This window comes from Polynucleobacter sp. 35-46-11 (assembly GCF_002281105.1).
Window position 1 is genome coordinate 1 of record NZ_NCFJ01000489.1, and the last position, 1,869, is coordinate 1,869.

At 42.9% G+C, this 1,869-nt stretch carries 3 protein-coding genes; all 3 read right to left on the bottom strand.

The features are described 5' to 3' along the window. Window positions 1-404: phosphoethanolamine transferase domain-containing protein (locus tag B7Y67_RS19555; protein WP_367227301.1), on the bottom strand; the 404-nt coding region annotated here is incomplete at its 3' end. A gap of 41 nt (window positions 405-445) precedes the next feature. Continuing rightward, window positions 446-1,686, bottom strand: a protein-coding gene (locus tag B7Y67_RS16725; protein ID WP_293599595.1) for an IS3 family transposase whose coding sequence is annotated in 2 segments (ribosomal slippage) — window positions 446-1,335 and window positions 1,335-1,686 — 1,242 coding nt in all. Because the reading frame shifts where the segments join, the coding sequence is not laid out codon by codon here. A gap of 120 nt (window positions 1,687-1,806) precedes the next feature. Continuing rightward, a partial coding sequence (gene pqqA / locus B7Y67_RS16730) for a pyrroloquinoline quinone precursor peptide PqqA (protein WP_293599596.1) occupies window positions 1,807-1,869 on the bottom strand: 63 nt, incomplete at its 5' end.

Sequence of the window (1,869 nt, forward strand, 5' to 3'; positions counted from 1 at the left end):
CTAAGAACCAGAGTGGAAGTGACGAGGCTTGAAAACTCACTTCTATTCGTTTGCATGATGTTATCAATCATGACGGTATCGATGATGACACCGAAGTGATCCATGTAATAAGCCGACTGTGATGCAATCAACAAAAATGCAGCTAGAATCCAGCGCGTCCATTTGCCATGACTAATTGCTAAGAAAAATATTGCCGTGAGTGATGTAAAAAATAGCGCTAAGGAAAATAGAAACGGAAGATTACGTAGTGTCAGTGGATATATATTTAAAATGCCATGGAACAACGAAAAGTTACCTGACAGCATAATAAATGTGACCACTGACAAAATAGCGAATGTTTGAGTTGGTAACTTACCCCTCATGTGGAGTGGCTGATACAAAGAATTTAAAAAGGTGACTGGCATTTTTTGGATTCGCCCCTATAAAACAGTACCAGCACTATTCACTAGGTTGATAAAGTTTCCATCTGTTTTTTTCTAAACATCCGTGGCGATAAATACTTTAACGCACTATGCGGATGTTTATTGTTGTAATGCTCAAACCAGCTATCTAATCTCTCCATCACTGCTTTTGCATCAGGCTTGTAAGCTAGCGCAGCATAATCTCTTTTTAACGTCTTTACAAAGCTCTCAGCCATGCCATTGCTCTGTGGGCTAGCTACCGGGGTTGTCACCGGTTTTAGCCCCAACATTCTGGCAAATGACTTGGTTTCATGCGCAGTATAACAACTGCCGTTATCTGTTAGCCATTCAATGGATTGATTCGGACGATGATCTATCCCAAACCGTTGCTCTATTGCCTGCATCATCAAATCGCTGATGAGATGACTCGTAATCCCTTTCGTTGTGGCGACCCAGCTCAATATTTCACGATCACAGCAGTCTAGTGCAAATGCGACTCTGACTTTATCGCCATTATCGCAGTTGATTTCCAGTCCATCCGAACACCAGCGTTTATTACTTTCATCTACTTGAATCACACCATCATGTCTGCGTGTTGAGGTTTTTTGTAATCCTTGGCGATACAACAATAGGTTAGCATCCCGCATCACGCGATAGACACGCTTATGATTCACACTGATCGCCTGCTGGTGTTTCAATATCGCCCATACACGTCGATAGCCGTAACTCTGCTGCTCATTGATCACCGTTTTAATATGACTGAGTAATACGGTATCGTCTTGTGGCTGCTGCCTTGCCTGTCGCTGGTCTTTCCAATGTAGGCTTCTTACCCGCTTATTCATCACGTGGCTGCGCGCAACACCTAAAGCATGACAGACCAATCTTATTGATCGTCCTCTGGCAATACAGGCGAGCGCGCAATCCACTTTTTTGATTTTGCGAAATCCACTGCTTCTTTGAGTATTTCGTTTTCTAGTGTCTTGCGGCCTAAAGCAGCCTCAAGCAATTTAATACGTTTCATCGCTTCTTGAAATTCGGAGGCAGGCACCACTTCTTCTCCTGAACCTACAGCAACGAGTGATCCAGTTTCGTAAGCCTTGCGCCAGGTAAACAATTGGCTTACTTGCACCGCATGTTCACGTGCAACGTATGAAACGGATTTACCAGGTTCATAGGTTTGCTTTACCATTTCCAACTTCTCAAACGGTGTCCAGCGTCTGCGACGCTGCACACCGCTGATGACTTCTATCGGCCTTTGAGTATCGCTATCACTTAATTTACGCATAGTATTAATTCTAGTCATATTACTAGTCCTCATTGTAAGGAATAATACTGGTACTGTGAATTACGGGGCTATTTCAAAGCCTGCTAATTTATTAGTAGGCGCTTATATTTTTAAAGCGAATTACTGGTTCATTACGTACATAGTAATTTCAAAGCCAAAGCGCATTTCAGTAGCTGCTGGTGT